This is a genomic window from Formosa sp. Hel1_33_131 (assembly GCF_001735745.1).
Lineage (GTDB): Bacteria > Bacteroidota > Bacteroidia > Flavobacteriales > Flavobacteriaceae > Hel1-33-131.
The window spans coordinates 1419830-1444819 of record NZ_CP017260.1 but is presented as its reverse complement, the minus strand read 5'-3'; the positions used below and the strand labels follow the sequence as shown (position 1 = coordinate 1444819).

Here is a 24990-nt window from a genome sequence, read left to right as displayed (position 1 = left end):
ATGATTAAAAACGATTTATTTTTAAAAGCATTGAGAGGCGAAACGGTTGAACGTCCACCAGTTTGGATGATGCGTCAAGCGGGACGTTATTTACCAGAATTCATCGCCATTAGAGAAAAATACGATTTCTTTACCCGCTGTCGTACGCCGGAACTCGCAAGTGAAATCACGGTGCAACCAATCCGACGCTATGGAATGGACGCTGCCATTTTGTTTTGTGACATCCTCGTGATTCCACAAGCAATGAATATTGAGGTGGAGATGAAACCTAATTTTGGACCTTATTTACCAAATCCTGTACGAACTCAAAAAGACGTTGACAATGTCATCGTTCCAGATGTGACCGTAGAATTGGACTATGTATATCAAGCGATTAAAGCGACCAAAGAATTGTTGAATGACGACATTCCTCTGATTGGTTTTGCGGGATCGCCTTGGACTATTTTATGCTACTGTGTACAAGGACAGGGCAGTAAAAACTTTGACAAAGCCAAAGAATTTTGTTTTACAAACCCAATGGCGGCGCATCAATTATTACAAAAAATTACAGATACAACAATTGCCTATCTTAAAGAAAAAGTCAAAGCCGGTGTCAATGCCGTTCAAATATTTGATTCTTGGGGTGGCATGCTTTCACCAACGGATTACCAAGAATTTTCATGGCAGTATATCAATCAAATTATAGAAGCTTTAAAAGACGATGCCCCCGTAATTGCTTTTGGAAAAGGATGTTGGTTTGCTTTGGGTGACATGGCAAAATCAAATGCTTCAGCCTTGGGAATTGACTGGACCTGTTCGGCTCGAAATGCGCGTTATTTAACGGGTGGAAATGTAACGCTTCAAGGGAATTTTGACCCTTCGAGATTGTTATCCCCTCCTGCTGAAATCAAAAAAATGGTGCATCAAATGATTAATGAATTTGGGAAAGATAAATACATTGTAAATTTAGGACATGGGATTTTACCAAATATCCCTATTGATCATGCGAAAGCATTTATTGACGCTGTAAAAGAATATAAGAGTTAATAGGTGATTGCTGAATTCAACCTAATATATAGTAAAATACATTTAAAACTACAAGAGAACGTCCATTGGACATGGAGTTATACGAATTATATCATCAAATTAAATCCCTTAAAATGAAAGATAAATTCTTTAAATACATCGAAAATTTACAAGACAGCATCACTTCAAAACTTGAAGAAATTGATGGCAGTGTATCCTTCAAAGAAGATATTTGGGAACGTCCCGAAGGGGGTGGCGGACGTACCCGAGTGATCGAAAATGGTGCGGTCTTTGAAAAAGGCGGCGTTAATATTTCTGGTGTTCATGGAAAATTACCAGCCTCTATGCAAGCTTATTTTAAGGTGGGCGATGTTGATTTTTTTGCCTGTGGTCTAAGCTTGGTCTTGCACCCAAAAAATCCGATGGCTCCCACAGTACATGCAAATTGGCGTTATTTTGAAATGTACAACGATCAAGGGGACGTCATTGATCAGTGGTTTGGTGGCGGACAAGATTTGACCCCTTATTATCTGTTTGAAGACGATGCCATTCATTTTCATCAAACCTGTAAAAATGCCTGTGACAAACACAATCCCGAGTTTTATTCCACTTATAAAAAACGCTGTGATGAGTATTTTCACAACAGCCATCGCGACGAAGCACGTGGAATTGGCGGCCTGTTTTTTGACTATTGCAAGGCCACAGAAGACATGAGTATGGAGCAGTGGTTTGATTTTGTGAGTGAAGTCGGCGATAGCTTTTTGGAAGCCTACGTCCCTATTTTAGAAAAAAGAATCCATTTACCCTATACCCCTGAAGAACGCAACTGGCAAGAAATTCGAAGAGGGCGCTATGTAGAATTTAATTTAGTACACGACAAAGGCACTCTTTTTGGCTTAAAAACAAATGGAAGAATCGAAAGTATTCTTATGAGTTTACCTCCCCATGTACAGTGGGTGTACGACCATCATCCAGAGCCAAACAGTAGAGAAGAACAATTAATGCGGGTGTTAAAAGCCCCTAAAAACTGGGTTTAATTATGTATCCAATCAAAAGAAATAGACGCTTACGGACCAATGAATCAATCCGTAGTTTGGTAAGAGAAACCATTCTTACACCAAATGATTTTTTAGTGCCTTTATTTGTTGTAGAAGGCAAAGGCATCAAGTCTGAAATCCCTTCCATGCCCAACTATTTCAGGTTTAGTTTGGATACTCTCGAAGCCGAAGTAAAACTGCTTTGGAGTTTAGGATTAAAGTCGGTACTTGTATTTGTGAAAGTGGCAGACGCACTGAAAGACAACAAAGGTACGGAAGCTTTGAACTCAAACGGTTTGATGCAACGCGCTGTAAAAACCATCAAAAATGTCTGTCCAGAAATGTTGGTCATGACCGATGTAGCACTCGATCCGTATTCTATTTATGGACACGATGGAATTGTTTCTGAGGGGATTATTCAAAATGATGATACGGTTGAAATTTTAACAGGAATGAGTTTGTCTCATATGGAGGCGGGGGCTGATTTTGTGGCTCCTAGTGATATGATGGATGGACGTATTTCGAGCATTCGTGAAGCCTTTGAAGATGATGGCTATGTTGATGCCGGCATCATGAGTTACAGTGCTAAATATGCTTCTTCATTTTATGGCCCTTTTAGAGATGCTTTGGATTCAGCTCCCGTAGATTCTAAAAACATTCCTAAGGATAAAAAAACCTATCAAATGGATTATGCCAACCGTTTTGAAGCGATGAGAGAAACCGAAATGGACATCGATGAAGGAGCCGATATTGTGATGGTCAAACCAGGCTTGGCGTATTTAGACATTCTCCGTGAAATTAAAAATGAATTTGATGTGCCTGTGGCGGCTTACCAAGTGAGTGGCGAATATGCCATGATCAAAGCGGCAAGTGAAAAAGGATGGCTCAATCACGATGCCGCAGTTTTAGAAACCACCATGGCGTTTAAGCGTGCTGGAGCAGATATTATTGCAAGTTATTTTGCTAAAGACATTGTGAAGCTCATAAGCTAACACCCTCTTTTTTTACTAAAATACGTTAATTGTTGTTTTTTATTTAGGTTTTTATTAGCTTTACAAAACCCTTAAATATCTATTATGAAAAAAACAATTCTCATGGTGGTGTGTATCCTACCGTTATTTTCCTGTGTAAAAACAGATTATAAAAACGATCGTGTTGATCCTAAAATATTCATTTCAAATCCTTTAATAACATTAGAAAATGGTGGCACCCATCCATTTGAGGTGAACTATTTTAATTATGTGGGGAAAGAGATTCAGAATCCTAATGTAAGCTGGAGCAGTAGTGATGCTGCTGTTTTAACAATCTCAGAAAATGGACTCGCTACTGGAATGAGTCTCGGTATGGCAACCGTTACTGCTACCCTGACGACTCCAGAAGAAACACTGACAATTACCAATAAAGACGTTGTGACTGTATCGACAGCTACATTAACAGAATCCATAGAATTCTTAGGAACGGTAGTCACTACAAGTAACTACGAGCTTGGAGGAAGCTATGTTTTAAAAGTACATGAGGATGAAAATGACATCCTGAGACTTTCGCTAGGCGATGATTATGTAGCCTCTACAAGTTTACCCGGGTTGTATATCTATCTTGGAAACAATCCAAACTCCATTGCAGATGCCTACGAAATTGGCCCTGTGACTGTTTTTCAAGGTGCTCATTTCTACGACTTGCCCTCAACCATTAGTATATATGATTATAGTTACATCTTATACTGGTGCAAACCCTTTGGCGTAAAAGTCGGAGAAGGTCAAATTCAATAACCCCCCCCATATTATGAAGAAATCAATTGTTTTAAGCCTACTATTCGTGTTTACCTGTCAATTTTTCACCCATGCACAATGGTTAGAAAAAAAAGGAAATGGCTATTTTAAGCTGAGTGCTTGGTCACTTGAAGCAGACCAACATTACACCAATTCTGGAAAGATAGACCCCAACGCCACACGAGGTATTTTTAATTTAAACCTGTATGGAAAATATGGTCTCTCCGATAACTGGAATGTGATTGCCTACATTCCGTTTTTTGTAAAGTCATACCAAAACCATCAAGTGTCTAGTGTCACCAATGAAACACTGCTAGAAGGCGAAGCATTTAACAGCTTTGGAGATATGGATTTGGGGATTGAATACCGCTTATTTAAAAAATCGAAGCACGCCTTTTCTACGACGCTAACCCTAGGAATTCCTTCGGGGGATAGCAAAGGGGGCAGCGATGGAAGTTATCAAACGGGTGATGGCGAATTTAACCAGCAACTTCGGTTCAATGCCGGAACGTCCTTTTCACTTTTTAAGCATTCTTTTTATGGCAAAGGGTACCTAGGTTTTAACAATAAAACTAATAATTTTTCAGATGAAGTCAAAGCTGGACTTGAGGTGGGCACTAGTTTTGTTGGAAGTAAATTATTGCTTTTACTCCGTTCCAATATGGTAAAGTCTTTGAAAAACGGCTCCTTAAACGCTTCCAACAATAATGGGAGTATTTTTGCAAACAATGTAGAGTTCATCAGTATTGGTGGCGAAGTCGCTTGGAAATTCACTAAAAAATTAGGGGTTAGCTTGGGCTACCATTCTGCCATCTCTGGAAAGGTTATTTATGCGGCTCCAAGTTATGAGGCTGGACTATTTTATTTACTAAAATAAGACGTTTGAGTGTGTCTTATTTATATTTATATTTACCGTAATCTAAACACACATAAATGAAGAAGTTCATCACACGCTTATTTATTCTCATTGCAGTGCTCATCGCGGCACTTTACATCACAGATACCGATTACCTTATAAAGGCTGTGCGTACGATATATGCCAAGGGCTACAGCACCGCATATCTCGAAGATTATAAAGAATTTGACAATGAAGTTGTTGAAAATGGGATGCCTCAACCATGGCCAAGTCATGAAGCTTATAACAGCGTCAAAGAAACGGATGCCTTAGTCGATTATCATAAATCCACAGGAACTGTTGCCTATGTAATCATAAAAAATGACAGTGTTTGGTTTGAAAACTATTACGATGGATTTGATAAAAATTCTAAAACCAATTCATTTTCAATGGCCAAAAGTTATGTGTCAGGCCTTTTAGGAAAAGCGATTAGCGATGGATACATCAAAAGTTTAGATCAGCCGGTTGGAGAATTCTTTCCTGAGTTTAGTGAAGGCTTAGCCGCTCAAATGACCGTAGGAGATTTATCCTCTATGGCTTCAGGAACCAATTGGGATGAGAAATATTATTCGCCACTGTCCATTACAACACGTGCCTATTTTGATGATGATTTAGAAAAAGTAATTTTAGGACTCAAGGTGGTAAATGAACCTGGGCAGTCGTATAAATATGCAAGTGGAGACACCCAATTATTGGCAATGGTGATAGAAAAAGCGACGGGTAAAAAACTATACGATTATCTTACAGAAAGTTTCTGGAAGCCCTTAGGGAGTGAAAATTCGACACTCTGGCAAGTAGATAGCGAAGCACACGATTTAGTGAAAGCCTACTGCTGCATTGCGAGTAACGCAAAAGACTTTGCACGCTTTGGAAAACTTTATAAAGACCATGGAAAATGGAATGGCAAACAAGTGCTAGATTCTGCGTTTGTAGCCAAATCTTTAATCCCACGATTTGCAGAAAGTCCGCAATATGGGTATGGATGGTGGCTTCAAAAACGGGGTGATAAATCCTTTTTTATGATGCGAGGCCATTTGGGACAATATGTAATTGTGGAGCCAACTGACAATGTGATTATTGTAAGGCTCGGTCATCAAAAATCTCCTGATGCTGACACACAAATTTTCTCTGATGATATTTCAGTTTACATCGAAGAAGCTTATAAAATGTTATCCGATGCTCCAAAAACTCAACCTTGAAAATCTACTATTTTTAGACATTGAAACGGTTCCAGAAACCGCTCAATTTTCAGAGCTCTCAGAAGAAAAACAACTGCTTTGGGAACAAAAATCAAAATACCAACGCAAAGAAGAGTACAGTCCCGAAGCGTTTTATGATCGTGCCGGAATTTGGGCAGAGTTTGGAAAGATTGTCTGTATTTCTGTTGGCTATTTTGCCTTTGTAAATTCGGAACGTCGGTTTAGAATCACCTCATTTTATGGCGAAGAACGCAGCCTTCTTTTAGAGTTTAAAACACTTATTGAAACGCATTTTTCAAAACCAAAACATTTGCTCTGTGCGCATAATGGAAAGGAATTTGATTTCCCTTACATCGCGCGAAGAATGATCATCCATAACATAGCATTGCCTCCAAAACTAAATTTATTCGGGAAAAAACCTTGGGAAGTGCCCCACCTTGACACCCTTGAATTGTGGAAGTTTGGAGATTATAAACATTATACTTCCCTGAAATTATTGACCAGTGTGTTGGGAATCCCCTCTCCAAAAGATGACATTGATGGCAGTGAAATATTTCGGGTGTACTATGAGGATAATGATGTTGAGCGGATTGTGACCTATTGTCAAAAAGACACCATAGCCGTGGCACAAATTATTTTAAGACTCCGTGGAGAGGCCTTATTAGAAACGGATGAAATTGCTTATATTTAAGCAATGAAACAAACACCTGTTTTAAGTATTCAAAACCTTAGCGTCGCTTTTAAATCCAATACGGGTTTAAACGAAGTTTTGCATGGCATATCCTACGATTTGTTTCCAAATGAAATTCTTGGAATTGTAGGCGAATCTGGAAGTGGAAAATCGGTGGCGTCCCTCGCGATTATGGGCTTATTGCCTCCTAAAAATAGTGTGATTAGTTCTGGTGAAATTACATTTAAAAATGAAGACATTCTTCAATACTCGCAGACACAATTAGAGAGTCTTCGTGGTCAAAAAATAGCAATGATATTTCAAGAGCCTATGAGTGCTCTAAACCCTTCTATGTGTTGCGGGAAACAAGTTGAAGAAATCTTGTTACAGCACTCCTCCATCGCGCAAAAGGAGGCAAAGAACGAAGTGATGCGTTTGTTTAATGATGTAAAAATCCCAACACCTGACGAAACTTTTAACAAATATCCGCATGAAATTTCTGGAGGGCAACAACAGCGTGTGATGATTGCCATGGCAATTGCATGTAAACCTGATATTCTGATCGCTGACGAACCCACAACGGCCTTGGATGTGACGGTTCAAAAAGACATTATTGCGCTCTTAAAAAGTCTGCAAAAAGAATCCAAAATGAGTGTGATTTTTATCAGTCACGATTTGGCTTTGGTCTCTGAAATTGCCGATCGCATCCTAGTGATGTATAAAGGAAACATTGTAGAAAGTGGCACTACAAAATCCGTTTTTAAAACCCCCAAAGAAGATTATACAAAAGCACTTATTGGCGCACGCCCAACCCTCAAATCACGTTTAAAACGACTGCCCACCATCAGTGATTTTTTATCTGACACCATTTCAAAAACGGTCATTTCAAAAAGTACTCGGGCTAAAAAACATAAAGAAATTTATAGCCAAGCACCCCTATTAGAAGTAATAAATCTTGAAAAAACATATTTTTCAAAAGCTTCCTTTTTTGGAACAAGAACTGCTTTTAAGGCGGTAGATGCCGTAAATTTTAAGGTCTATGCAGGAGAAACAATGGGACTTGTGGGCGAGTCTGGTTGTGGGAAATCAACCCTTGGAAAGGCCATTTTACAACTCGACAAAGCCACGGCTGGCACTCTAAAGTATAAAGGCAACGACATTACAAACCTCAACAAAAAAGAGTTGCGTTCGTTACGTAAAGAAATTCAGATTATTTTTCAAGATCCCTATGCCTCTCTCAATCCACGCCTAACGGTGGGAAAAGCGATTATGGAGCCCATGAGAGTTCATAAGCTGTTTAGCTCCGACGCAGAACGCAAAGCAAAAACTATTGAAATTTTAGAAAAGGTAGGACTAGAAGCATCCCATTTTGACCGCTATCCGCACGAGTTTTCTGGAGGACAACGGCAACGGATTGGCATTGCCCGGACCATCGCGGTTGAGCCGAAATTAATTATCTGTGATGAATCGGTATCTGCGCTAGATATTTCGGTTCAAGCACAAGTACTGAATTTGTTAAATGCACTAAAAGAAGATTATGGATTTACCTATATTTTCATCTCCCACGATTTGTCTGTAGTAAAGTTTATGTCCGATCAATTGATGGTGATGAATAAAGGAAAAATAGAGGAGCTTGGCGAAGCAGATGCTATTTATGAATCGCCTCAAAAGGCATATACCAAAGCGTTGATAGCGGCCATTCCGAAAGGGATGTGAGTTGTACTGAGGCTTATTTGATTTTATTGGGTTATTTGTTGGTGGATATCAAAACCTCTAATACCATAAACGCTTGAATTGCCTTCAGGATAAGTAGTTTTAGGGACTAAAAATATTTTGTGCTTTAGCTATTAGTTAAAAAATGAGGCTGTCTGGAAAGTAGAAAATTTGTCATTCTAAATTTATTTCAGAATGACAATTAACTGAAATTCAACTTTTTTTAGAATCTGAAACGAGTTCAGATTGACAAAGCAAAGCTTTTTCAGACAACCTCATATATCCTTAATTTTACTCAGGAATAAGCGTAAACCACCAATCAAACTCAACGTTTCCATCGGTTGTTTTAATTATCATTTCATTTGCTGAACGGCTGTGAATTTCATATTTATGATTTCCTCCAGCGTAATATCCAACAAAACCAAGGCCACTTAGATTTATAGTTTCTACGGCCCCGGGCGCTGTTAACGAATAATTAGCGTCGTAAGAACCAAATACATATTGTTCTATATCTGCACCGTTGACAATGCCACCAGACCCCCCTAGTTCATCAATTAAAACCTCGCGACCAAACACAAACCCATCTGGACCTACATCGTGGGTGAAGGTGCCATCTGCATTAAACGTATATCTATCGTCATACATACCTGTATCCACTTTATCTCCTGGTCCTGCGCCATACCATTCAGCATTGGCTGTTCCTCCGACAGGTCCTAATCCAAAATGCTTATCAACTTCAGAAGCTATTTTCCAAGTTCTTGAACTATTTGCGTGGAGCATTTCAAGCAAATCTACTGGCGGGTCATAAAGTGACAAAACCTCAACTTCCATGGTTCTACTTGTAGAGACTCCTCCTGTTCCATAAGCAATTACAGTAACCGCATACGTATTTGTCCCCAGTAACGTAAAACTATGTGATAGAACTCCATCTGTTTGAAGCGCCTTTACTCCTTGTATTACAAAGTGAAATGCAGTTGCATTGGTTGCTGAAGCCGTAAATTCTACAACGCCACTTCCCAATCCAGGAGCAGCAGATGCCGTTCCATCATCAATATAAGTTGCAGATATTTCAATGTTGCTCGGTGCTTTAATTTCTCCTATGGTACGATCATCTTCTTGACAGCTCATCAGAAGTGCCAAAGAAAGAAAAAGGCTTAATACGTTTTTTATGTTTTTCATAATTCTTTATTTTAAAAATTTGAATTTAATTATTTGAAATGTCATCCACATATATGGTATAATCTGCAGATCCATCTCCATTAGTCCCGTTGTCCATTATTAATACGAGGTTTAAGTAATCCACAGTTGGATTTACTCCTGTAAGTACAAATGTTAATTCTTCCCATGCATTCGCTACTGTAGTCGTCGCAGTGATTTCATCGGTTGCAACTGTGTTAGGCCAAGCTTGTGCATCTTCAAACTTTAGTAGTAATTTTAAACCTACTCTTGGAGACCATACTTTTAAAGTTATTGTGGTTGAATTAACAATAGGGAAAGGGGTGTCTATAGTGATTTTAGAACCCGCCCAAGTTTGTCCTGTTCCTTTGACCATTTTAGCCACCATTCCTGATGCGTTGCCATTTGTATCTGGATTAGCTACAACTGATATTTCTCCTCCATCAAATGAACTTAATTCTTGAAGTGCTTCAAAATCTAAAAACGAAACAACAGAAATATCATCGACAAAAATCTTAAAGTTATCTGATCCGTCACCACTCGTCCCATTGTCCATTATGAATACAAGATTAAAGTAATCCACAGTTGGACCTACTCCTGTTATTACAAATGTTAATTCTTCCCAAGCATTCGCTACCGTAGTCGTCGCAGTGATTTCATCGGTTGCAATTGTGTTGGGCCATGCTTGTGCATCTTCAAACTTCATTAGTAAATTTAAACCTACTCTTGGAGACCATACTTTTGCAGTGACTGTTAAGTTTTCTTGTAAGCTAAATGGATTGTCAATTGTGATTTTTGAGCCCGCCCATGTTTGCCCTGCTCCTTTTATCAATTGTGCAACGGTGCTTGATGCGTTGCCATTTGTATCTGGATTAGCTACAACTGATATTTCTCCTCCATCGAATGAACTTAATTGATAAGGAGGTTCAAAATTTATTGGAAATACGGATGGGCCTGGTGCAACTTGTTTAATATTATCTACATAAAAAGTCCAATCTGCACTTCCATCTCCCACAGTTCCAATATCAAAGAACCATACTAATTTTTGATACGATTGTGAGACATCAATATCGCTAAAATCAATTAAAACTTCTTCCCAAGCACTATTTCCTACGAGAGTCACTTCTTTTTCAATGAATATATTTGAAGTCGTATCATCTAAATCTTCAATTTTAAACAACAGCTTTCCACCTGGTCGTGGCGACCATACATCTAGCTTAATTATTTTTTTAGTACTAAAGTCTATCGGTGCAGAGGTCGTAATCACATTTCCGGCCCAAGGTTCTGGAGTTCCTTTAATAACTTGACCTACTTTAGACGAAATGTTTCCATTAGGGTCTGGATTATCTACAACAGCTGCTGAAGCGCCACCAAAACCAATATAGGTCGTAGAATCAAAAATTTCAAAATCAATAGGAAGTTGGGTTGGTGTAGAGATTGTAACAATTTCTGTTGCCTCAGTGACTTCTGTACCACCACTTAAAGCGACCACTTTAAGTGTATAGTCGCCTACTAAAGGGTATTCAAAACTTACTGTGCCGTCTAACATCAAAGGTGTTGGAACTTCAGCTGTATTTGAGGTGTCAAAGTACACCAAAAACGATGCTGCATAATCCGCGGTTGCAGATACATTTACTGCAAATGGGTTAGAAGCATCTATGTCGGCAGTGATTACTAAATTCTCTGGGGCTCGAAACGAAACAACGAGTTCTTGCGAAACCAAGGTTTTTAGTCCCGTAATACCCACGGCTTCAGTGGTAATCGTATATGTGCCTTCGGCATACGTATTCTCAATGTTTTCTCCTTGGTCAACAGTTACAGGCTCTGTTGTAGCATCTCCAAGGGTGATGTTGTAGAAAACGCCTCCATCAGAATTAGGTGTTATTGTCACCAATCCTGTGTTGTCTTGAGTGATGAGAAACTGGGCAGACACATTGGTTGGTGCTGCCACCTTATCAAGATAGCTCAAATCATTATCGTCTTTAGCGCAACCTATACCGAGGACTAAAGTTAAACTAAGTATATATTTTAATATTTTCATATTTATTATTTTTTAAATTTTAATATCCTGGATTATTATCCCATCGATTTCCAGACAATACGATCTCTTCAATAGGGATTGGGAAAAGTTCATTTTTTCCAGCTTGGAATCCATCGATTTCTGCAGCTGCTCTCCCTGTTCTTACCAAATCAAAGAAACGGTGTCCTTCGCCTACTAACTCTACGCGACGTTCTTTGTAAATGTCATTGGTAAGATTAGATCCTGATGATGCAGCATCAGGTAACATAGCTCTAGTGCGAACTTCATTTAAATAGCCCAAGGCTCTGGCGTCACTAATACTTCCTCTGTTTAAAGCTTCTGCTGCCATTAATAACACATCTGCATATCTAATGGCTCGGTAATTATCAGGGTTTGTAAGCGCGGCATCTCCTATGTTTAAGTCCCCTTTTCTAGCCATTATTTTTCTATTAAAATAACCTGTTTGTTCATACCCTTGATTTGCAGCATAAGAAGACCCTGGGTTATTTGCTATATATTGTTGAATGTCTAAAATTGATGTTTCTAAACGAAGATCTCCGGCTTCAAAAGCGTCAACAACTTCTTGAGTTGGCACGTTAAAACTATAGCCAGCATCAAATTTTCCAGTAGAATCTACAAATCCTCTTGGCCCATTAAAATATGAAGCGTAATTCCCTTCAAGACATTGGAAACAGTCAAAGCTTCCGCCATCAACATCAGAGTACTGAACCTCGAAAACTGATTCTATATTGTTTTCCCAATCACGTTCAAACATATTAGGATATTCTGTAGGGGTCAATAATCGATGTGGTCCATTGTTAATCAAACTTTCTAAGACTGTAGCTGCATCCGTAAATTTATCTTGATACAAATAGGCTTTCCCTAACAATGCTTCGGCAGCACCTTTGGTCGCTCTCCCAGTTTGACTTTGAACATAGGGCAGGTTGGCAGCCGCAAAAATTAAATCTTGTTCAATTAATGCATAAACTTCTGCTTTTGGTGTTCGGTCAATAGTGTATTGACCTCCAAGTCGGATGCGCTGATCAACCAACATAGGGACATCGCCCCACCATTTTACCAAGATGAAATTATAGTAAGCTCTTAAAAACCTCGTTTGAGCAATGACACTTGTTTTATTTGGAAAATCTGTTTTGTCTTGAAACTCCATAATATAATTACAACGGTTGACGGCTTCATACATCCATTGCCACATGGTCCGTAATCCTCCATCCCCCTGACCAACAGCAGAATGAATCATATCATCAATTTGCTGAATGTAAGGAGAGTCTATTGCGCTTTCGCCTCCACACAAGGTATTGTCTGATGCTATTTCTGCAAATTGAACAAATTTTGAGGTTGTTTGTAAGTAGTCATAGGCTGCAACTAGTGCATCTTGATAATCTTGTTCTGAGTTAAAAAAGGATTCAGAACTTGGGTCTTGTGGGTCCACATTTACAAAATCATCACTGCAAGAAAGCATGATAAAAATTGTAAAGAGGCTATAAATAATTTTTAAATTTTTCATAATTATTAATTAAAATTTTACGTTAACACCTAATAAAATTGTGCGAGCAGTTGGGTAAAACCCCTGGTCGATTCCGCCTCCAATAGGGGCTCCTGTACCAGCAGTTGGATCGTAACCACTGTACTTGGTCAATGTCAGCAAATTGCTTCCGGATATATAGATTCGGAGCTTGTCTAGCTTCGTGGTTTCGTCATTACTCGTAAACGTGTAGCCTATTTGGGCATTCTGTAGGCGAACAAACGAACCATCTTCTACATAAAAATCAGAAAAAGAGGTGTTTGAAGTTGCTCCCGTTGTGACTCTAGGTGAGCTATTGCTGGTGCCTGGGCCCGTCCAACGGTCTAAATACGTATTGGGTTTATTTACCAATTGCTGATTCCGTTCGTAATTACGGACGATCTCATTTCCTAAGGATGCAAAGGTGTAAGCTGCAAAATCCCAATTCTTATAATCGAACGATATATTAAGTCCCATCGTTGCCACGGGCAAGGGATTCCCTAAATCGACTCTATCATCTAAATTAATAACGCCATCTCCATTTTGATCTACAAACTTAAAATCTCCAGGTTGCGGTGCCACAGCGGTCACAGCTGAATTGTTTATTTCGGCTTGTGTTTGAAAAATTCCGTCTGTTTGGTATCCAATAAAATAACCCAACGGGAATCCTGCTTCCATTCTTGATATAGCGGGTTGCGATATTCCAAAAAAGCCCCCTTCAAGATATTCACCTTCTCCACTTACAGAAACCACTTCATTTTTTATGGCCGTCACATTGTATTTGATATTGAATTTAAAATCTTCACTAAAATTGTCTGAGTACCCGACAGCAAATTCAATACCTTCGTTTTCAACGATTCCAGCATTTACAACCGGAGCTGCTCCAGTCCCTAACAGTCCTGAGACTTGAGATTGTACCAACAAATCTTCTGTTCTTCTTTTAAAATAATCGGTTGTAATGTCCACTTTTCCATTTAAAAATCGCAGATCCAATCCTATATCCAAGGTTTTTTGTTTTTCCCACTTAATTGCTGGATTCGATATGGGGCCGCTAGCAGTTCCTATATATTCTTGATTATTAAAAAAATAAACGCCCTCTCCGTTCAATAAGGATGTGTATCTGAAATTTGGAATTCTGTCATTTCCTAAAACTCCATAAGAGGCTCTCACTTTTAATAAATCAAAAAAGTTGTTTTCGCCCATGAATTCTTCATCGGACGCAACCCAACCAATGGATGCGGAAGGAAAATATCCAAACTTATTCTCTGGACCAAACTTTGTGGACCCATCTCTACGCAGTACAGCTGAGAATAAATACTTGCCTTTATAATCGTATTGCACTCTCGTAAAATAAGATAATAATCTGGAGTCAAACGTTACGTTTCGTCCTAGGTCTTTAAATCTATCTTCAACATCAATAGCTTGGTTGATGTTTGCATTTGCAATGTTATTATCAATAATTTCAAAGCCTATTTTACCTGTAAGCTCACCTGTAGTTTTATTAATAGACGTTCCTAGAAGGACATTTAATTTATGTACATCGTTAAACGTATTTTCGTACTTTACAAAGGCATCGAAGGTGTAATCATGATAGAAGTCCAAAAGCTCTTGAACGATACTTCTCTGGGTATTAAAAACTTTTCCTATACCATAATTGTCAATTGGATCAAATATTTTATTTTCTACTTCAGCATAGCTAAATTGAATGTTTGCAGATGCCGTAAAATGATCTAAAAAATCATAGGACAATCCTCCAAACCCCAAAATTTTCATCACCTTGGTTCGATTGTATGTGTTCTCCATTTGAGCGAGGGGATTAATGACCTCAGCCCCTAAACCGTCGGCTAAGGAATAGTCGCCATTTTCATCTCTTACCGATAAATTGGGTGCCATGTTTAAGGCGTTAAAAAGGACAGACCCTAAAGTGTTTTCTATGAGGTTTCGTTTATTAGTCCTTGTTAAAGTAATCCCAGACTTAAATTTAAAATTGTCTAAGAAGTCTAAATTATAGCTTGCACTGTTTGTGAAACGGGTAAAATTGGATTTACTCCCTCCAACAATTCCATCTTGTGTTAAAAATGAACCACTATAAGAATAAGACGACTTTTCTGTACCTCCTTTAAATGCAATATTGTGATTGTGTATCGCGGCTGATTGAAAGACCTCATCTTGCCAATTGGTACCAACTCCAAAGTCAGATATATCAGTAAATGGTGGTGTACTCCCCCCATTGGCATAAGCTTCATTCACTATGAAGGCATACTCCGTCGCATTTAATACAGGTATTTTTCGAGTCGTTTCTTGAAACCCCGTATAAGCACTGTATTCAACTTTCAAAGGCATATTTTTACGCCCAGTTTTAGTGGTTATTAGAATCACTCCATTTGCAGCCCTTACTCCATAAATCCCTGCAGTCGCATCTTTAAGGATGTTCATGCTTTCAATGTCATTCGGATTTATAACACTCAGGTCTTCCACAACATTTCCATCGACTAAAATTAATGGGCGGCTATCACCGTTAGTGGAGACCCCTCTAATACTTATTGTTGAAGCCCCTCCAGGAGACCCTGAATTGGTAGTAATATTTACACCGGCCACTTGACCTTGTAAGGCTTGCTCAATACGCGTTGGCTTCAGCTTTTCAATTGTAGCATTAGACACAACGCTCACGGCGCCTGTGACTTCTTTTTTCCTCTGCGTTCCATAACCAATCACAACGATTTCGTCTAGTTGCGCCAAGTCTTCTTCTAATTGAATTGTCAATTTTGAATTATCGGTTACCACAATTTCTTTGGTTATATATCCAATATAACTGACCGTAATTGTTGAACCAATTTCAACACCCGAGATAATAAAATTACCATCAAAATCGGTAATCGCTCCCTTACTCGTGTTTTTCACAATAACATTTGCACCAGGGATGGGAATCCCCGCATTGTCATTTACATTTCCACTAACATCTATAGTTTGTGCGCTCGTAAAAGCCACAAAAAACAGTGCTAGGATTTTTAAGAACATTTTCCTCATAAGTAGTTTAGTTTTAGGTTGCAATAAATCTACATAGGAATCATTGTGTTGTGTAAATTTTTACCTATACAAAAAATATACAACGAGAAAAAAACTTCAATTGGTAAAGATAATTGAATCTAAAATACTGAATGAAAGGTACTTAAAATTTAAGACAGGTGTCTTAAGCGGTTTTGGAAACGCCTTGTGTGTAGAGACGTTGTTGAGGTGGAAAATCGTCATGTAGTGTTCTTCTATATTTCAAATGTATTGTTAAAAAGCTGATGTTCTAGAAAATTACATCAAAAATAACCTCTGAATTATTTCTATACGCTTTGTTTTCAGCACTTAAAAATGAAGCCTTGTGAGTAGCCATATTTAAAATCATAATTAATAATATTAAATTTATGTATGAGTGTAAGTATTATGGGAGGCTTTTGAGTTAAACGATGCTATAAAAATAATGTCTTAGTTATTTCTTAATAGCTTCAATAATTTTTTAGGATTTCTTCTATTATCCCAAAAAGAAATTATGATAATTTTATTTTTAGCTATTTCATAGAACAAACTAAAATGTTCAATAGAAATGACTCTAATATTCTCAAAGTCAACTTTTTTACCCATTTCCGGAAAAATTAGTAATCTATTTGCTCGGTCTTTTATCTCCCGTGAAAGTCGTTTAGAATATAAGTTACTATTGTTTTTTTTTTCCAAAACTTGAATGTATCTGTACGTTGTTTTAAAGCAGTTTCTGTCCAAAACAATTCTAGCCTAGCCATTCAGCATCCATTTTATCAACCTCAGATTGTGGAATCATGCGCCCATTAACAATATCATCTTTACCCATTTGCAACATCTCTTTCTGCTCTTTTGTTAATTGTATGAAATCTTCCGATTTTGATTCTAAAATCTTATTAAATGCAGATAGTAACTCTTCACTGTTAATCGAGAGTAGTTTATCTATAATACTTTGTCTAATTTCTTCTATATGTGTCATAATCAAAAACTATTTATATTGTAAATATAATAAAACTACATCAAAAATAATGTTTGGATTATTACTAGACGTTTTATTTTCATCATCGTAATTCAATCTAACTCCAAATAACCTACAACTCCATCTCCGGGACCACCCCATCAATAATAAGATGTCCTTCGGTCGCTTTTTGAATGGTTTCTACAGAAATTCCTGGTGCACGTTCTAAAAGTTTAAAACCGTCTTTTGTGACTTCTAAAACTGCTAAGTTGGTGACGATTTTTTTAACACATCCAACGCCCGTCAACGGAAGCGAACAACGTTTCAGAAGCTTCGACTCTCCTTTTTTATTGGTGTGCATCATCGCTACAATAATATTTTCGGCACTGGCAACCAAATCCATCGCACCGCCCATCCCTTTGACCATATAGCCTGGGATTTTCCAATTGGCAATGTCTCCATTTTCTGAAACTTCCATCGCCCCTAAAATTGTGAGGTGTACATGCTTTCCACGAATCATAGAAAAACTGGTGGCGGAATCAAAAAAACTAGCGCCGTCAAGGGTCGTAATGGTTTGTTTTCCTGCGTTGATCAGATCGGCATCTTCTTCTCCTTCAAAAGGAAAGGGTCCCATCCCTAGGACACCATTTTCACTTTGAAACTCAACTTCAATATCCTCGCGAACAAAGTTGGCAACGAGTGTTGGAATCCCAATACCAAGATTTACATAATATCCGTTTTGGACTTCTTGTGCGATGCGTTTAGCAATACCATTTTTGTCTAACATGCTTATGATTTTTGTCTTAGAGTTCGTTTTTCAATGCGTTTTTCGTAATCTTTTCCTTGGAAAATGCGTTGTACAAAAATTCCAGGAATGTGAATTTGATTGGGATCGAGAGATCCAACGGGTACTAATTCTTCAACCTCAGCTACCGTAATGGTCGCCGCTCCACACATGTTTGGATTAAAATTTCTTGCGGTGCCTTTAAATATTAAATTCCCTGCGGCATCGCCTTTCCATGCTTTCACAAAAGAAAATTCGGCCTTAAAAGCAGTCTCTAAAACATACATCTTTCCATCAAACTCGCGGGTCTCTTTGCCTTCGGCAACTTCGGTTCCATAACCTGCTGGTGTATAAATGGCTGGAAACCCTGCTTGTGCAGCACGGCAGCGTTCTGCCAAAGTACCTTGTGGAATCAGTTCTACATCCAATTCGCCTGAAAGCATTTGGCGTTCAAACTCGTCATTTTCGCCAACATAGGACGAAATCATTTTCTTAATTTGGTGTTTTTGGAGTAATAATCCAAGTCCAAAATCATCAACTCCTGCATTGTTTGAAATACAGGTGAGGTCCTTAATGTCCATGGCGACTAGTTCAGAAATTGCGTTTTCAGGTATTCCACACAATCCAAAACCACCGAGCATTAAGGTCATTCCGTTGGAGACGCCGTCGAGGGCTTCTTTTACGTCTGCTACTTGTTTATTTATCATGGTTTTAATTTAGGATAAAAAAGTACAAAAAATATTTTATTAATTGAACGATTTCACTAGAAATCGATGTCTGGCGTAATTGTAGTGGTGTCAACAGGGATCGGATCGCCCTCTTCAAGGATGGGCTCACACTCTACTTCAATGGTGAGGTCCTCGGGCGCCACAAAATCTTCTATTGAAATTCCTAATTCCTCAACTGTATAACAGCTTCGCATGTAATTTGCCCAGATAGGAAGTGCCATAGCAGCACCCTGTCCATAAGTGATTGATTTAAAATGAGTGGCTCGGTCTTCTCCACCTACCCATACACCAGTGACCAAATTGGGAACCATTCCCATAAACCAGCCATCACTTTGATTTTGTGTAGTCCCTGTTTTTCCAGCAATTGGATTTGTAAATTCATAAGGGTAACCTGTGACAATTTCTTTATAGACCGGTACATTTTTAAGCGCCGAATGGCGCAAACGTTGCCCGGAACCAAATTGTGTGACTCCTTCCATCAATTTAACCGTCACATACGCCACTTCTTTACTAAGAACATCTTTTGTTTCTGGAGCGTATTGGTAAAGTATCGTTCCGTTTTTATCTTCTATTTGAGTGACCATAACGGGAGTCGTATAAACGCCTTGATTTGCAAAGGTGGAGTATGCTGCCACCATTTCGTACACACTTAAGTCAGGGGTTCCGAGTGCAATTGAAGGCACTGCGGGAATGTTTTGTTCTACTCCTAAACTGCGGGCTAAATTGATGACGGGTTGTGGCCCAATTTCGTTCATCAAGCGTGCTGTAATGGTATTTCTAGAATTTGCCAAAGCCGACTTCAGAGTTTCAAATCCTCCATAGTTACCCCCTGAGTTTTTAGGCGACCACGGCTTCATGTTTCCATATTTCATGGCTTCAATCGTGATTTGAGATTTTGGAAAGGTATCACAAGGAGACAAGTGCAATTGATCAATGGCGGCTGCATACACAAAAGGCTTAAAGGTGGATCCTACTTGACGCTTGCCTTGTTTGGCCATGTCGTATTGGAAGTGCTTGTAATTCACGCCTCCAACCCATGCTTTTACGTGCCCTGTTTGAGGTTCCATGGACAACATTCCTGTTCTTAAAATGGACTTATAATAACGCATCGAATCTATGGGCGTCATGATGGTATCTATTTCATTGGTTTTAGCGGTCCATGAAAATATTTTCATGGGAACAGGTTTCTTAAAGGAGGCTTTAATTTCCTCAGTAGATTTTTTTAGATCGTACTTCATTTTACGCCACCGTTCGGAACGGCGCATACTTGTCTCTAACAGGCTCTTAATTTCTTCTGGTTCTAAATCCAGAAAGGGGGCGGTTCGATTTCGTCTTGGCGTATTTTGAACAAAAAACTCCGCTTGTAAATTGGCCATATGCTCCTTAGTCGCGGTTTCTGCAAAAGTCTGCATACGCGCGTCTATTGTGGTATAAATTTTCAGACCGTCTTTATAGATGTTATATTTATCTCCATTGGGTTTTGTGTTTTGTGGGGTGTTGACCCATTCTTTCATGAATCCTCGAAGGTAGGCTCTAAAATAGGTAGCAATCCCTTCCCGATGTGATTCTGGAGAATAGTTGAGTCCTAAAGGCAATTGTTGTAACGAGTCTTTAATGGTTTCTTCAAGAAATCCGTATTTAGCCATTTGGCTTAACACGACGTTTCGGCGGTTTTTGGTGCCTACAGGGTTGGATGTTGGACGCGGATTATAAAGCGATGAATTTTTAAACATTCCCACTAACATCGCAGATTCGTTAAGTGTTAAATCTATAGGTTCTTTTCCAAAATAAATTCTAGATGCCGATCGAATTCCGTCGGCTTGGTTTCCGAAATCATAGATGTTAAAATATTGAGCAATAATTTCTTCTTTGGTGTATTGGCGTTCTAAGCGTGTGGCAATCACCCACTCTTTGATTTTTTGAATCGCCGTTTCTAGTTTGTTTTTAGACCTGACGCCTACAAATAATTGACGTGCTAATTGTTGGGAAATTGTACTCGCGCCGCCGCGTTTCCCTAAAAATGCAAACGCTCGTAAAGTGCCTCGCGCATCAATTCCTGCATGGTCAAAATACCGCACATCCTCGGTCGCAATAAGAGCATCTACAAGATGCTTGGGCAATTCACTAAATGCGACAGGCGTTCTGTTGTCTTCATAATAAAACTTACCAAGGGTTTGCCCATCCGATGAAATGATTTCAGTGGCTAAATTGGTTCGTGGGTTTTCTAAGGCAGTGGTGTCTGGCATGTCGCCAAAAAGCCCAAAAGAGGCCGAAAGAAAAATGAGGGCAATCCCTAAAACAGCTGCTAAAAAACACATCCAAAACCAACGAATGGGTTTTGAAAAATCAAGAGATGCTGCCTTTTTTTTTGCCATAATATCTATTTATTTGGAGATTCAATACTAAAACCGACATCAATAATTCCTTCGAGTTGAGCAACTCCATTCGGCTCTCCCCGATGGCGCATTGCTTGTTGAATCTGTATTTTATAGCTGCCTTCTTCACTAAACACAAAAGAATCGTCAAAACCTTTGAACCAAAGTTTATGTTCTTTTACAGATGTAAATCCAGAACCTAGAAGTTCCCCGTTTGGTTTCGCCATGAGATACTCTAAAGTGTCTTTTGTCACTTTTCCGTTTGGGTAATCTAACTCGACGATCAAGAATAAATTACTAAATTTATAATCAGTGGTCGTTCTTAAATTAACGAATAAGTTATAAGGGTTTATAGTGTCGGGGGCTATAAAATCGTAACTAATTACTTGTTGTTTATCCCAACGGTCTGAAATAGATGTATAGCGGTCAAACGCTTTGTTTTGCTGACATGAGAATGCTACAAAAGCAAAAAGAAGGACCCATAATACTGATTTACTTTGCATTGTTATTTTGAGGTCTAGGTTTTCTGTTATTTCTATTGTTCCGGTTGTTGTTTTTACGTCTGTTGTTGTTTTTACGCTTTTGATTTTTAGGGGCGTCAAATCGTGTTAAACTGTCTTGACCTACAACGTTTTCAAAATCTGCTTTAGTATCTTCAACTAATTCGACTGCATAATCTTCTAAACTCGCAACCTTTTGGTTTTTAGTATTCAGAGCAATAATCTCGTTGGCCTGAGTGGTGGTTAGTTTGTGCCAATTCATCCATTCTCCTTCGTAAGCATACCACATATGTCCTTTGAAAATATCTGTTTTTTGACAAACAGCGGTCCCTTTTTCTGTTCTTAGTTTGACTTCTGTTTTTGGAAATGCTTTTAAAGCATCTAAATAGGAGTCCAATTCATAGTTTAAACAACACTTTAATTTCCCACACTGCCCTGCTAATTTTAAAGGGTTTAAGGACAGTTGTTGGTAACGCGCTGCGGAGGTGTTTACCGATCTAAAATCGGTCAACCACGTTGAGCAACATAATTCGCGCCCACAAGACCCAATGCCTCCAAGTCGCGCTGCTTCTTGTCGCAAGCCTACTTGTTTCATTTCGATGCGGGTTCTGAATTCTCTTGCAAATAATTTGATGAGTTCTCTAAAATCTACCCGTTCATCGGCTGTATAATAAAAGGTCGCCTTGCTGGCATCCCCTTGAAATTCAATGTCAGAAATTTTCATTTTTAACCTAAGGTCAATCGCAAATTGTCTTGCTTTGACTTTCATGGCATCTTCTTTGTCTCTGGCTTCAATCCAGATGTCAATATCTCTTTGAGAAGCTTTTCGGTAAATTTTAAAAACTTCTTCTGGGTTTTCAGAAATTTTCTTTCGTTTCATTTGAACCTTTACCAATTCACCCGAAAGGGTCACCATGCCAATATCATGTCCAGAAGCGGCTTGAGTTGCCACTACATCTCCGATACTTAGGGTTAAATTTTCGGTGTTTTTATAATATACTTTCCGTCCATTTTTAAAACGAACCTCTACCCAATTAAAAGGAGTTGCGCCATTGGGGAGGGTCATGTTCGCAAGCCAATCAAAAACCGTTAGCTTATTGCAGCTATCTGTTCCACATGTTCCATTATTTTTACAGCCTTTTGGCTGACCGTCTTTCCCTGTTGAACAGCTTGTACATCCCATAATTTATATATATTGAATTTGTCAATGCATGAGCATTACAAATGCGTGTTAACTCTATGATCTAAAACGTAAATATAAGATTATTTAAGGACTTAAAAAATGAGGTGAGCGCTATTTTCTGAACTTATGAAAACTTAAGCGGTTCTCTTAAATTTAAGAATGCTAGGGCTTAGCGAGTGTCGCAAAAATATTTCTCAAATCTTTTTTGTAAGGCAAATGATCTGCACGGCCTTTTTTGAAAATATCATTGCTATTGCCTTGTCCTTTTCGGAGTGCTTTTTGCTCTTCATACGACATGTGGATGGTGGCTATACAATTCGAAGAACAGCAGTTTTCCATGCTTTCTTTACAAGAATCACATTGAATAAAAAGTAAATGACAGGCATCATTGGCACAATTCACATGAATGTCTGCGGGTGCGCCACACTGGTGACAGCTCGCAATGACATCGTCCGAGATTTTTTCGGCACGGCGCTGATCAAACACAAAATTCTTTCCAATAAACTTATTTTCAATTTTTGCATTCCCAACTTGTCGGGCATAGTTAATAATCCCACCTTCCAATTGGTATACATTTTTAAAGCCTTTATGCTTGTAATAGGCACTGGCTTTTTCACAACGGATTCCTCCAGTACAGTACATCACCAATTTTTTGGTTTCTTTATGATCCTTGAGGTCTTCTTCTATTAAATCCAAAGATTCTCTAAAGGTATCCACGTCAGGAGTGACGGCATTTTTAAAATGACCGATTTCACTTTCATAGTGGTTTCGCATGTCCACTACCACCGTGTTTTCATCTTCAATCAATGCATTGAATTCTGAAGCGTTCACGTGTATCCCTATGTCTGAAGGGTCAAAAGTGTCGTCGTTCAAACCGTCTGAAACAATCTTATCACGCACTTTGACTTTTAGTTTTAAAAACGAAAATAAGTCGTGTTCAATCGCGACGTTCAGACGGACATTTTCTAGAAAATCAATGGTGTCTAAATGGGTTTTAAACGCCTCAAAGTTATCGGCAGGAACTGAAAGCTGTGCGTTAATCCCTTCTTGTGCGACATAAATCCGCCCTAAGACATCCATACGATTCCAAGATAGAAATAAGTGGTTTCTTAACAACTCGGTGTTGTTGATTTTCGAATATTTGTAGAAAGAGATCGTCAAGCGTTCTTTGCCTGCCTGTTGGATGAGGTCCGCTCTTTCAATATTGCTTAACGTATTGTACAGTTGCATGCTATACTAATTTTTAAGTTTATACTAATTGAACTGCAAAGGTACTCATTTTTAGAATACCTCAGTAAAAGAGGGTTAGAAAGCGTTTCATAAATATTACAAAAAGGTTCGTTAAAATTTTCAAACTTTCCAAAAGATATCTTATTTTAGCAAGAAGAAAGAACTAGATACAAAAAGACTTATGAGCAGCGAAAAAGATGCAAAATTAAAAGCCCTCCAGCTTACGTTAGACAAACTTGACAAAGCGTATGGCAAAGGCACCGTAATGAGAATGAGTGACGCCCCTGTGGTGGATGTGGAGGTTACCTCTTCAGGATCTTTAGGATTGGACATCGCCTTGGGCGTTGGAGGTTATCCAAGAGGTCGTGTGATTGAGATCTATGGTCCTGAGTCTTCAGGTAAAACAACCATGACCTTACATGCAATTGCTGAGACCCAAAAAGCGGGTGGTATTGCAGCTTTTATTGATGCAGAACACGCCTTTGACCGTTTTTACGCTCAAAACTTAGGAATTGATATTGACAACCTTATTATTTCTCAGCCCGATAATGGCGAGCAAGCTCTTGAAATCGCCGATAATTTAGTGCGTTCTGGAGCCATTGATATGGTGGTGATTGATTCTGTAGCGGCATTGACTCCAAAAAGTGAAATTGAAGGAGAAATGGGCGATTCTAAAATGGGACTTCATGCCCGTTTGATGTCTCAAGCTTTAAGAAAACTAACAGGGTCTATTAGTAAAACTAAATGTACGATGATTTTTATTAACCAATTGCGTGAAAAGATTGGTGTGATGTTCGGGAATCCTGAAACGACTACGGGTGGTAACGCCTTAAAGTTTTATGCTTCTATTCGTTTAGACATTCGTCGTTCGACACAAATAAAGGACAGTGATGGAAATGTTTTAGGAAATAAAACACGTGTGAAAGTTGTGAAAAACAAAGTGGCACCGCCGTTCCGATTGGCAGAATTTGACATTATGTATGGTCAAGGCGTTTCTAAAGTAGGAGAGATTTTAGATGTGGCTGTAGAACATGAGATTGTTAAGAAAAGTGGCTCATGGTTTAGTTATGAAGATACAAAACTGGGGCAAGGTCGTGATGCTGTAAAGCAAATGATCAAAGACAATCCAGAATTGATGGATGAGCTAGAAGCTAAGATAAAAGTAGTTTTGAAAGGAGAGGCTTAAAAAAAATAGCTTAATT

21 protein-coding genes are annotated in these 24990 nt (G+C 38.7%); 9 read left to right on the top strand and 12 right to left on the bottom strand.

Going from position 1 to position 24990, the window contains the following annotated elements; all coding sequences use genetic code 11:
- From hemE to FORMB_RS06545, 8 genes are all read left to right on the top strand, one after another.
- Positions 1–1026 (top strand): uroporphyrinogen decarboxylase, encoded by a 1026-nt coding sequence (hemE, locus tag FORMB_RS06580; RefSeq protein WP_069676699.1) that lies wholly within the window; start codon positions 1–3, stop codon positions 1024–1026.
- Positions 1027–1139: 113 nt separating this feature from the next.
- The gene (gene hemF, locus FORMB_RS06575; protein ID WP_069677919.1) at positions 1140–2042 is read left to right on the top strand and encodes an oxygen-dependent coproporphyrinogen oxidase; all 903 of its coding nucleotides are present in this window, start codon (positions 1140–1142) and stop codon (positions 2040–2042) included.
- 2 nt (positions 2043–2044) lie between these two features.
- Positions 2045–3034 (top strand): porphobilinogen synthase, encoded by a 990-nt coding sequence (hemB, locus tag FORMB_RS06570; protein WP_069676698.1) that lies wholly within the window; start codon positions 2045–2047, stop codon positions 3032–3034.
- Positions 3035–3118: 84 nt separating this feature from the next.
- Positions 3119–3811 carry an Ig-like domain-containing protein gene (locus tag FORMB_RS06565; RefSeq protein WP_069676697.1) on the top strand — a complete coding sequence of 231 codons (693 nt, stop codon included), beginning with the start codon at positions 3119–3121 and terminating at the stop codon, positions 3809–3811.
- 13 nt (positions 3812–3824) lie between these two features.
- Positions 3825–4688, top strand: coding sequence for a hypothetical protein (locus FORMB_RS06560; RefSeq protein WP_157498086.1), 864 nt, complete (start codon positions 3825–3827; stop codon positions 4686–4688).
- Between the two features lie 56 nt (positions 4689–4744).
- Positions 4745–5905 carry a serine hydrolase domain-containing protein gene (locus FORMB_RS06555; protein WP_069676695.1) on the top strand — a complete coding sequence of 387 codons (1161 nt, stop codon included), beginning with the start codon at positions 4745–4747 and terminating at the stop codon, positions 5903–5905.
- Positions 5883–6596 (top strand): 3'-5' exonuclease, encoded by a 714-nt coding sequence (locus tag FORMB_RS06550; protein WP_069676694.1) that lies wholly within the window; start codon positions 5883–5885, stop codon positions 6594–6596. The genes FORMB_RS06555 and FORMB_RS06550 overlap by 23 nt, the downstream gene beginning before the upstream one ends.
- Positions 6597–6599: 3 nt before the next feature.
- A complete protein-coding gene (locus tag FORMB_RS06545) occupies positions 6600–8291 on the top strand; it encodes an ABC transporter ATP-binding protein (protein ID WP_069676693.1) in 1692 nt (563 codons plus the stop codon).
- 288 nt (positions 8292–8579) lie between these two features.
- Here the strand turns inward: FORMB_RS06545 and FORMB_RS06540 are convergent, their stop codons facing one another.
- The 12 genes from FORMB_RS06540 to trhO form a co-directional block, all read right to left on the bottom strand.
- The gene (locus FORMB_RS06540) at positions 8580–9467 is read right to left on the bottom strand and encodes a hypothetical protein (protein ID WP_069676692.1); all 888 of its coding nucleotides are present in this window, start codon (positions 9465–9467) and stop codon (positions 8580–8582) included.
- A 25-nt stretch (positions 9468–9492) separates the two neighbouring features.
- Entirely contained in the window at positions 9493–11505 is a 2013-nt protein-coding gene (locus FORMB_RS06535) for a hypothetical protein (protein ID WP_069676691.1), read from the bottom strand.
- A gap of 19 nt (positions 11506–11524) precedes the next feature.
- Positions 11525–13009, bottom strand: a complete 1485-nt coding sequence (locus tag FORMB_RS06530) for a RagB/SusD family nutrient uptake outer membrane protein (RefSeq protein WP_069676690.1) — start codon at positions 13007–13009, stop codon at positions 11525–11527.
- Between the two features lie 9 nt (positions 13010–13018).
- Entirely contained in the window at positions 13019–16033 is a 3015-nt protein-coding gene (locus FORMB_RS06525; protein WP_069676689.1) for a SusC/RagA family TonB-linked outer membrane protein, read from the bottom strand.
- A 447-nt stretch (positions 16034–16480) separates the two neighbouring features.
- Positions 16481–16726 carry a type II toxin-antitoxin system RelE/ParE family toxin gene (locus FORMB_RS13350; protein ID WP_197493452.1) on the bottom strand — a complete coding sequence of 82 codons (246 nt, stop codon included), beginning with the start codon at positions 16724–16726 and terminating at the stop codon, positions 16481–16483.
- A gap of 52 nt (positions 16727–16778) precedes the next feature.
- Positions 16779–17009, bottom strand: coding sequence for a hypothetical protein (locus FORMB_RS06515; protein WP_069676688.1), 231 nt, complete (start codon positions 17007–17009; stop codon positions 16779–16781).
- A gap of 112 nt (positions 17010–17121) precedes the next feature.
- On the bottom strand, positions 17122–17775 hold the full coding sequence (locus FORMB_RS06510; RefSeq protein WP_069676687.1) for a 3-oxoacid CoA-transferase subunit B: 654 nt from the start codon (positions 17773–17775) through the stop codon (positions 17122–17124).
- 2 nt (positions 17776–17777) lie between these two features.
- Positions 17778–18479 carry a CoA transferase subunit A gene (locus FORMB_RS06505; protein ID WP_069676686.1) on the bottom strand — a complete coding sequence of 234 codons (702 nt, stop codon included), beginning with the start codon at positions 18477–18479 and terminating at the stop codon, positions 17778–17780.
- Between the two features lie 56 nt (positions 18480–18535).
- The gene (locus tag FORMB_RS06500; protein ID WP_069676685.1) at positions 18536–20875 is read right to left on the bottom strand and encodes a penicillin-binding protein 1A; all 2340 of its coding nucleotides are present in this window, start codon (positions 20873–20875) and stop codon (positions 18536–18538) included.
- Positions 20876–20880: 5 nt separating this feature from the next.
- Positions 20881–21378: a gliding motility lipoprotein GldH gene (locus FORMB_RS06495; protein ID WP_069676684.1), complete on the bottom strand. Its 498-nt coding sequence runs from the start codon at positions 21376–21378 to the stop codon at positions 20881–20883.
- Positions 21368–22558 (bottom strand): PSP1 domain-containing protein, encoded by a 1191-nt coding sequence (locus tag FORMB_RS06490; RefSeq protein WP_069676683.1) that lies wholly within the window; start codon positions 22556–22558, stop codon positions 21368–21370. The genes FORMB_RS06495 and FORMB_RS06490 overlap by 11 nt, the downstream gene beginning before the upstream one ends.
- Before the next feature lie 162 nt (positions 22559–22720).
- Positions 22721–23788, bottom strand: coding sequence for an oxygen-dependent tRNA uridine(34) hydroxylase TrhO (trhO, locus tag FORMB_RS06485; RefSeq protein WP_069676682.1), 1068 nt, complete (start codon positions 23786–23788; stop codon positions 22721–22723).
- Between the two features lie 181 nt (positions 23789–23969).
- On the opposite strand from trhO, the gene recA reads away from it, so the two are divergent.
- Entirely contained in the window at positions 23970–24974 is a 1005-nt protein-coding gene (gene recA / locus FORMB_RS06480; RefSeq protein ID WP_069676681.1) for a recombinase RecA, read from the top strand.
- Positions 24975–24990 lie beyond the last annotated feature (16 nt).

Coding starts and splice junctions, on each gene's coding strand:
- FORMB_RS06510 (WP_069676687.1), bottom strand. CDS start 17,775: ATGTTAGACAAAAATGGTATTGCTAAACGCATCGCACAAGAAGTCCAA.
- FORMB_RS06505 (WP_069676686.1), bottom strand. CDS start 18,479: ATGATAAATAAACAAGTAGCAGACGTAAAAGAAGCCCTCGACGGCGTC.
- FORMB_RS06565 (WP_069676697.1), top strand. CDS start 3,119: ATGAAAAAAACAATTCTCATGGTGGTGTGTATCCTACCGTTATTTTCC.
- FORMB_RS06545 (WP_069676693.1), top strand. CDS start 6,600: ATGAAACAAACACCTGTTTTAAGTATTCAAAACCTTAGCGTCGCTTTT.
- trhO (WP_069676682.1), bottom strand. CDS start 23,788: ATGCAACTGTACAATACGTTAAGCAATATTGAAAGAGCGGACCTCATC.
- FORMB_RS06560 (WP_157498086.1), top strand. CDS start 3,825: ATGAAGAAATCAATTGTTTTAAGCCTACTATTCGTGTTTACCTGTCAA.
- hemE (WP_069676699.1), top strand. CDS start 1: ATGATTAAAAACGATTTATTTTTAAAAGCATTGAGAGGCGAAACGGTT.
- FORMB_RS06530 (WP_069676690.1), bottom strand. CDS start 13,009: ATGAAAAATTTAAAAATTATTTATAGCCTCTTTACAATTTTTATCATG.
- hemF (WP_069677919.1), top strand. CDS start 1,140: ATGAAAGATAAATTCTTTAAATACATCGAAAATTTACAAGACAGCATC.
- FORMB_RS06490 (WP_069676683.1), bottom strand. CDS start 22,558: ATGGGATGTACAAGCTGTTCAACAGGGAAAGACGGTCAGCCAAAAGGC.
- FORMB_RS06495 (WP_069676684.1), bottom strand. CDS start 21,378: ATGCAAAGTAAATCAGTATTATGGGTCCTTCTTTTTGCTTTTGTAGCA.
- recA (WP_069676681.1), top strand. CDS start 23,970: ATGAGCAGCGAAAAAGATGCAAAATTAAAAGCCCTCCAGCTTACGTTA.
- FORMB_RS06555 (WP_069676695.1), top strand. CDS start 4,745: ATGAAGAAGTTCATCACACGCTTATTTATTCTCATTGCAGTGCTCATC.
- FORMB_RS06550 (WP_069676694.1), top strand. CDS start 5,883: ATGCTCCAAAAACTCAACCTTGAAAATCTACTATTTTTAGACATTGAA.
- FORMB_RS06540 (WP_069676692.1), bottom strand. CDS start 9,467: ATGAAAAACATAAAAAACGTATTAAGCCTTTTTCTTTCTTTGGCACTT.
- hemB (WP_069676698.1), top strand. CDS start 2,045: ATGTATCCAATCAAAAGAAATAGACGCTTACGGACCAATGAATCAATC.
- FORMB_RS06500 (WP_069676685.1), bottom strand. CDS start 20,875: ATGGCAAAAAAAAAGGCAGCATCTCTTGATTTTTCAAAACCCATTCGT.
- FORMB_RS06535 (WP_069676691.1), bottom strand. CDS start 11,505: ATGAAAATATTAAAATATATACTTAGTTTAACTTTAGTCCTCGGTATA.
- FORMB_RS06525 (WP_069676689.1), bottom strand. CDS start 16,033: ATGAGGAAAATGTTCTTAAAAATCCTAGCACTGTTTTTTGTGGCTTTT.
- FORMB_RS06515 (WP_069676688.1), bottom strand. CDS start 17,009: ATGACACATATAGAAGAAATTAGACAAAGTATTATAGATAAACTACTC.